At 32.0% G+C, this 5851-nt stretch carries 8 protein-coding genes; 4 read left to right on the top strand and 4 right to left on the bottom strand.

The window, feature by feature from the left end:
- From RT445_RS22760 to RT445_RS22770, 3 genes are all read right to left on the bottom strand, one after another.
- The coding region (locus RT445_RS22760) for a hypothetical protein (RefSeq protein WP_313471648.1) at positions 1 to 477 on the bottom strand (477 nt) is incomplete at its 3' end.
- Between the two features lie 271 nt (positions 478 to 748).
- Positions 749 to 1291 (bottom strand): ribonuclease FAU-1 family protein, encoded by a 543-nt coding sequence (locus RT445_RS22765; protein WP_274793265.1) that lies wholly within the window; start codon positions 1289 to 1291, stop codon positions 749 to 751.
- Positions 1292 to 1541: 250 nt separating this feature from the next.
- Positions 1542 to 2132 carry a hypothetical protein gene (locus RT445_RS22770; protein ID WP_274793264.1) on the bottom strand — a complete coding sequence of 197 codons (591 nt, stop codon included), beginning with the start codon at positions 2130 to 2132 and terminating at the stop codon, positions 1542 to 1544.
- A 521-nt stretch (positions 2133 to 2653) separates the two neighbouring features.
- Between RT445_RS22770 and RT445_RS22775 the strand changes: the two genes are divergently transcribed.
- The 3 genes from RT445_RS22775 (at position 2654) to RT445_RS22785 (ending at position 4541) form a co-directional block, all read left to right on the top strand.
- Positions 2654 to 3019: a hypothetical protein gene (locus tag RT445_RS22775; protein WP_274793263.1), complete on the top strand. Its 366-nt coding sequence runs from the start codon at positions 2654 to 2656 to the stop codon at positions 3017 to 3019.
- Positions 3020 to 3055: 36 nt separating this feature from the next.
- On the top strand, positions 3056 to 3232 hold the full coding sequence (locus tag RT445_RS22780) for a hypothetical protein (RefSeq protein ID WP_274793262.1): 177 nt from the start codon (positions 3056 to 3058) through the stop codon (positions 3230 to 3232).
- Positions 3233 to 3605: 373 nt separating this feature from the next.
- Positions 3606 to 4541 (top strand): EamA family transporter, encoded by a 936-nt coding sequence (locus RT445_RS22785; protein ID WP_274797333.1) that lies wholly within the window; start codon positions 3606 to 3608, stop codon positions 4539 to 4541.
- 257 nt (positions 4542 to 4798) lie between these two features.
- Here the strand turns inward: RT445_RS22785 and RT445_RS22790 are convergent, their stop codons facing one another.
- On the bottom strand, positions 4799 to 4957 hold the full coding sequence (locus RT445_RS22790; protein WP_274793261.1) for a hypothetical protein: 159 nt from the start codon (positions 4955 to 4957) through the stop codon (positions 4799 to 4801).
- Between the two features lie 417 nt (positions 4958 to 5374).
- Here RT445_RS22790 and RT445_RS22795 point away from each other — a divergent pair, with 417 nt between their 5' ends.
- Positions 5375 to 5725: a PadR family transcriptional regulator gene (locus RT445_RS22795; protein ID WP_274793260.1), complete on the top strand. Its 351-nt coding sequence runs from the start codon at positions 5375 to 5377 to the stop codon at positions 5723 to 5725.
- Positions 5726 to 5851: the final 126 nt, after the last annotated feature.

Consider the following 5851-nt stretch of genomic DNA (forward strand, 5'->3'; position numbering starts at 1 on the left):
ATAATTACCTCTAAATTCTTTTTCTGTGTCTTTAAAGGAATAAAAAAAATAAACTTGTCTATCAGGACTAACGGTCTGATGATAGTTAATATCTATATAAGGGTAGGTACTAAGAATATTTCCATCAAAAGTTATATAATTTAATCTTTCTACCTCATTGAACAATAATTTTTTTCTAACATTTACAGATGCATCAGGCATTTCTTTAAAAAGAACAGTATCCAAATGCCATTGTTGTTGCTTTGGCTTCTGCTTATATCTTTGATAAACCTCCTGATGTATAGGATACTTTAGGTTCCTTAATGCCTGGTAAAATTCATCTACAGTTTCATTAACAACTTTTTCCTTATTTGCAGGATATAAATATTCATTATTATCTGAAGGATTAGTTTGAGAATGAACAGGACTTCCTAATAATATAGAAAAACTGAACAAAAATATAATCACAAACGAACTAATTAAGAATGGATTTTTCATTTAAATTACTCCTTTTTAGAAGTAACGTACCCTAAATGTTCTTTAACTATCCTGCTCCGTTAGTTTAAGTGAGAAACTTCCCCATCTTACTCTATATTTCAACAGTAATATCGAATTTTATTGAAAATGTTCTTCCACAATCTGGCCTTTTGATGAAGAAAGACGCATTCCTTAATAAAGAAATGCAAACCCGATTGTTGAACATCCTTTTTTAACTACCCCTAAAGTAAAACTCAAACTTTCATTTGGTAATGACATATTAAAGCATGATTTATTCACGAATCTTACCTAGTAAATAGTCTCGATGCTTAAAACTTAAATCATAGTATTTAAAAGTATCTTCGTGTATTTGTTTCAACACTTGATTAAAAACTCGATAGGCAAAATCGTATTGTGATTTTGTAATCCAATTATTGTGTAGAGCCTCTTCTAATTCATCTTTATCTTTTTCAATGATTTCTCCAGTTGGTAATACAACAATATCTAAAAATAAGTCCATCATATAGGGTTCTCCATTCTCAACGCCATTTCCATATGTGATATCTATGTACCACTGAATAATTTCTCTATTTTCATTAAACATTGATGTAATAGCGAAATTTTCATTGAGTGGTAGTTGTTGTAACCATAAGTAATTGTTATCAACAATACAAACCTTTTTAATTAAATATTCAGTTATTAACGGCTCTTTTACTTCATTCATTTTTATAAGAGCAATAAATCCATTAAAATCTTTGTCATTTCTCTGCTCTATAGAATAGTCGCGTTGTATAATTCTAGTCCAATCATTTCTATGTAAAAAACGCTTTTTCAAAAGGTAATCGCTCCTCAATTAATATTATTGGTAAATTATAACATTAATTGAGTTTAAAATATATATAACATATCCGTAGAGTTTTGTACCATTGCATAGAATAATATTATTCAACAATCTGGCCCGATTGTTGAATAAGTGTAAAGATAATCAAGTTGTTTACTTTTTAAACGCATAATAGTTCAATAAAGCCTATTACTCAACTTTTATACATCCGACTTACTCGTTTTGGACTTAATGATACATTAAACTAATCCTCCCAATAAAAAATAGCATCCATGACTAAATACTCTCTAGGTTCACGATAAATTGTCGGTATTTTTGTTTGAAAAGACAAAGGTTGATTCATTTTTTCAGCTTCTAATAGTTCATAATCAAACTCTTTTAAGGCTTGTTTCAATTTTTCTGCAATTGTTTGGAATTTCTCGCTCAAATCTAATAAATTTGGACTAGCAAGCAAAGAACCATATGCCCCACCAACTACTTCATTCGTTTCGATACGAATTGTTTTATATCTGTAATCTTCGCCCATGATTGCTACAGGTGCTAAACGACAAATATCAATAATAATCCCATCTTTCTTTATCTCTCGATGACCGTACTTCTCTTCAACGACTATAAAATCCTCTTTTCGATAACAAAAAAATTCAACAAAGGAGGCGTATCCACTGCCAAAATGACTCCACTCTGCTTCACATACTAAATTAGGAATACGGTTTATTCGATGAAATAACCGTCGGATATGGGCTTCAATTTCTAGTTCATTATTTGTATTATAGGGGAACTTGTTCCCGACGATCTTTCCTACAATTAAGCCTTGTAATTGTTCGTTAGAAAACATGCATAAAACACCTCTCATTTGATTATGCCCGATTTACAACGAAAGGGCACATTTCATACTCTGAAATACGCCCTTTAATGGAATATAAACTTTATTTTGTGGCTTTTAAGTGTGTTTACAAACTTGCATTTGGAAACGTTATTAAGCTTATTTATGTATACTTTATAATTCCTTGTTTTATTAAAGCACCCGTTAACCATTCACGAAGGGCAAAATTAGCACGTCACCACAGAAAATGAAAGATGGATAAGTTCTTTCATGGGAACTTAATTTCGTTATTTGCGAGTTTAAGGTGTTTCTGGTCAAATATAGCAATATTTGCAAGTAGGGTCGCTACATTTTGTTTCAGATTCCACAATAATAATCTAAAAAGTAAGTGGTGTACCTTTGGAAGAAGTTAAGTTAACGAGATATAAGTGGAATCAATAGTTGTTACAGGTGAATTTATTGTTGGATATTTATGTTAAAATTAATTTTGAAGATTTTGAAGGTACTTAAACTATTGATGAGGGGGGATAAAAATGAATATTTATTGGTTAGGTGCAGGGCTTTTTCCTCTTGACTGGGAATTTTGTTTTTTTACAGTTTCAGAATACAAGGAGAAAATAATTGAGAAAAGAGAGAGCAACCCTGAATATTTTGATATGAAAACAGGTGGAGTGGACAAATTGTTTGCCCTTATAGATCAACGTGTGACGTTTGCTTTAAATAACTTTAGGGAGGAATTGAAAGGATATAGTGATGAGTTAAGATGTCCTGCCATGATTACACCAATTCCTAGAGGGGATAATAGTAATGGTGCAGATTTTATCATAATTTTAAAACGTGATGAAGATGGAGATACAGCAGTTTACTCTCCTTATCCTATTTCATATTTAGAAAATTAAGAGGGCATGGAAAGGTTGAAGGTAAGAGGTGGTAAAATGAAGTTCCATTTGTTAGAAGAGGATAGTCTTAGCCATGAATATCCAAATAGTTCTGATTATTGGGATGAAAACAGGGTTATTTCAAACACGAAAGCAGAAATCGATGGACTTATTATGTTGATTTTAATGCAAGTTTACAGCACCACTTCCTACTGGATAACAAGTTTCTCCTAACCTATTTATATGCTCCAACTTATCGTTAAAGCCAACTTTATATAATGTATACAAGTCATTCATTTTGAGTGGCTTTTTATTTTTGTCTTTATTTTCCAAGCGCTAAGAAGAGTGCAGGGAACTAAACTGCTGAATTCTTATCTATGGTAAAGAAGACTAATTTTTTAGTTCAACGAAATTTTTTAGCTAGGCTCTGCATACTCCACGATAAATGAGAAGGATTAGTATTTTTGTGACAATTTAAATGAAAAAAAAGATTGTAAAATAACAATTCGTGATTTATATTGGAGATTATGATTTTTTTTCTAAATCTCAAAATCATAAACAAAATTCATTTTATATAAAAATTATAGGAGGGAAGTGAGTGATGAAGATGTATATTTATCCCCTATTAGTAGTGATTGCAGCAAGCAGTTTTGGTATCGTTTCAACGATTATAAAGCTGGCAATGCGTAGTGGTTTTACTGTCTCTGAGGCAGTAACAAGTCAGTTTTTTATTGGCTTTTGTATAGCAGTATGTATCTTCTTAGTTACAAACAGATCAAAATTGAGCTTTAAAGGTGTTAAAACCCTTATATATGCAGGGATTTTAACAGGGCTAACGAATATTTTATATGGTCATTCTTTGAACTTTTTGCCAGCATCATTGGCAGTAGTTTTACTATTTCAATTTACATGGATTGGTATGTTGATTTCTAGTATAACAAAACGACAACTTCCAAGTAGAATTGAATTCGTATCTTTAATCATATTGGTAGTAGGAACAATACCAGCTGCTGGTATAATTGATGTTGATTTATCCCAAATACCTTTCCAGGGGTGGTTATGGGGGTTAGCAGCAGCACTTTGTTATTCCTTATTTTTGTATGTTAACGGGAAAGCAACTGAAAGTATGACAACCTCTAACCGCTTAGTATTTGTTTCATTCTTTGCATTCATGATTACTGCCGTTTTCCAGTCTCCAGAAATTATTTGGAATGGTACTTTGTTTAACGAGGGACTGTGGATTTATGGATTGGCATTAGGGTTATTCGGCATGATTATACCGGTTTTCCTGTTCACAATTGCAGTGCCTAAAGTAGGATTAGGTATGTCATCAATATTGAGTGCTGTTGAATTGCCAATCGCGGTCATGGTATCCGTTATCTTATTAAGCGAAACGGTTACAACTTTGCAAATAGTAGGTATCATCACTATTGTTATCGGTATAAGTTTACCAACAATTCTAGATAAAGATAGATTGTTAAGAATCGGTAAAGCAAAATACAGAAAATCAAGCAAAGAAGTAGCAAAAGAATCTTCTATTTAAAGATTTACACGTGTTGGCAACCCCGTTATACAAGTACAGTTGTCACATTAAATGTACATTGAATCGGACAAGACAAGGTTTAGATAACAAAGATAATAAAAAACTCGTATTTTGATGAAAGATTGATCAAAATACGAGTTTTCTTATTTTATTAATAACAAATAGCTATGAGGGAAGTAAAGGATCTATCGCAATTTACCTTACCTAGCATACATTCATCAATGTGAAAATGATCCCCTAAATATCAAATTAAATGTCTACTTTTCTCTTTTTTCAATTGATTTTAATAATGTTAAACCAGCAACACTTATAAGCGTAATGCTATACATAATCGTCTTATTGGCTTTTCCCCAAGTAACTACCATTGTTGTAAGAATTAGCACTAGTAATATGAAGTAAGGTAAGTAAATTCGCAATTTATAAAACCCCTTTTTTCTTTAGTCTCTGAAAAAAGCGAAATTAACTAGATTCAATTTTTCATAAGCTAGGCGTTTGGAAAGCAATGTCTCTTGCAGTATTAATGATACTTAATGAAGTATGAAAGTGTGTATCCATATAAGTAGTTTAAATTTTCGGGAACGCTCAATATCCCCTGTGAAAAGACCAAGGTACTTAAATTATGGATTAGCACTTGACCGTAGTGTGATTAATGACAAGCAATATTTATTTAGCAGTCCAGGTACTCAATTAAATTTGGAGCCTGGTTTTTTAATTTTTAAATTATTTTTTTAATAGTATCTAATTTCGATTGTTATTGTAACCATAATAGTGTAAGATGCATACTATAAGTCATACAGTGTATGTCGTACAGTATATAAAATTGAGGTGGGTGAATGAGCACTTTATTGAATTCATTAACGACAGAACTTAGGAGGGGGACGCTGACATTAGCGGTATTAAGTCAATTACGAACACCACAATATGGATATTCACTTGTTCAATTATTGGAGAATTCGGGCATTACCATCGATCAAAGCACCTTATATCCATTGCTTCGCCGTTTAGAAAAACAGGAGTTAGTAACGAGTAATTGGGATACATCTGAAAGTAGACCGCGTAAGTACTATGTATTAAGTGAATATGGTTTAGACATTTTTTTGCAATTAAAACGAGAATGGATTAACAATTCAAAAGAACTATATGAGTTATTAAAAGGGGATGATGATAACGATGAATCTGATTGATATTTATATTCAAGAGGTCACTCGGAGGTTGCCCGAAAAAAATCGGGAGGACATCGCACTAGAGTTACGGTCAACTATTGGGGATATGTTGCCTGATGATTACAGCAAGGATGATGTAAAGGGGGT

Origin of the sequence: Lysinibacillus sp. (assembly GCF_032093475.1) — a bacterium.
Taxonomy (GTDB): domain Bacteria; phylum Bacillota; class Bacilli; order Bacillales_A; family Planococcaceae; genus Lysinibacillus; species Lysinibacillus irui.

Excerpts from the sequence above, each read along its gene's own strand:
- RT445_RS22770 (WP_274793264.1), bottom strand. The coding sequence starts at position 2,132 with ATGTTTTCTAACGAACAATTACAAGGCTTAATTGTAGGAAAGATCGTC.
- RT445_RS22775 (WP_274793263.1), top strand. The coding sequence starts at position 2,654 with ATGAATATTTATTGGTTAGGTGCAGGGCTTTTTCCTCTTGACTGGGAA.
- RT445_RS22780 (WP_274793262.1), top strand. The coding sequence starts at position 3,056 with ATGAAGTTCCATTTGTTAGAAGAGGATAGTCTTAGCCATGAATATCCA.
- RT445_RS22785 (WP_274797333.1), top strand. The coding sequence starts at position 3,606 with ATGTATATTTATCCCCTATTAGTAGTGATTGCAGCAAGCAGTTTTGGT.
- RT445_RS22795 (WP_274793260.1), top strand. The coding sequence starts at position 5,375 with ATGAGCACTTTATTGAATTCATTAACGACAGAACTTAGGAGGGGGACG.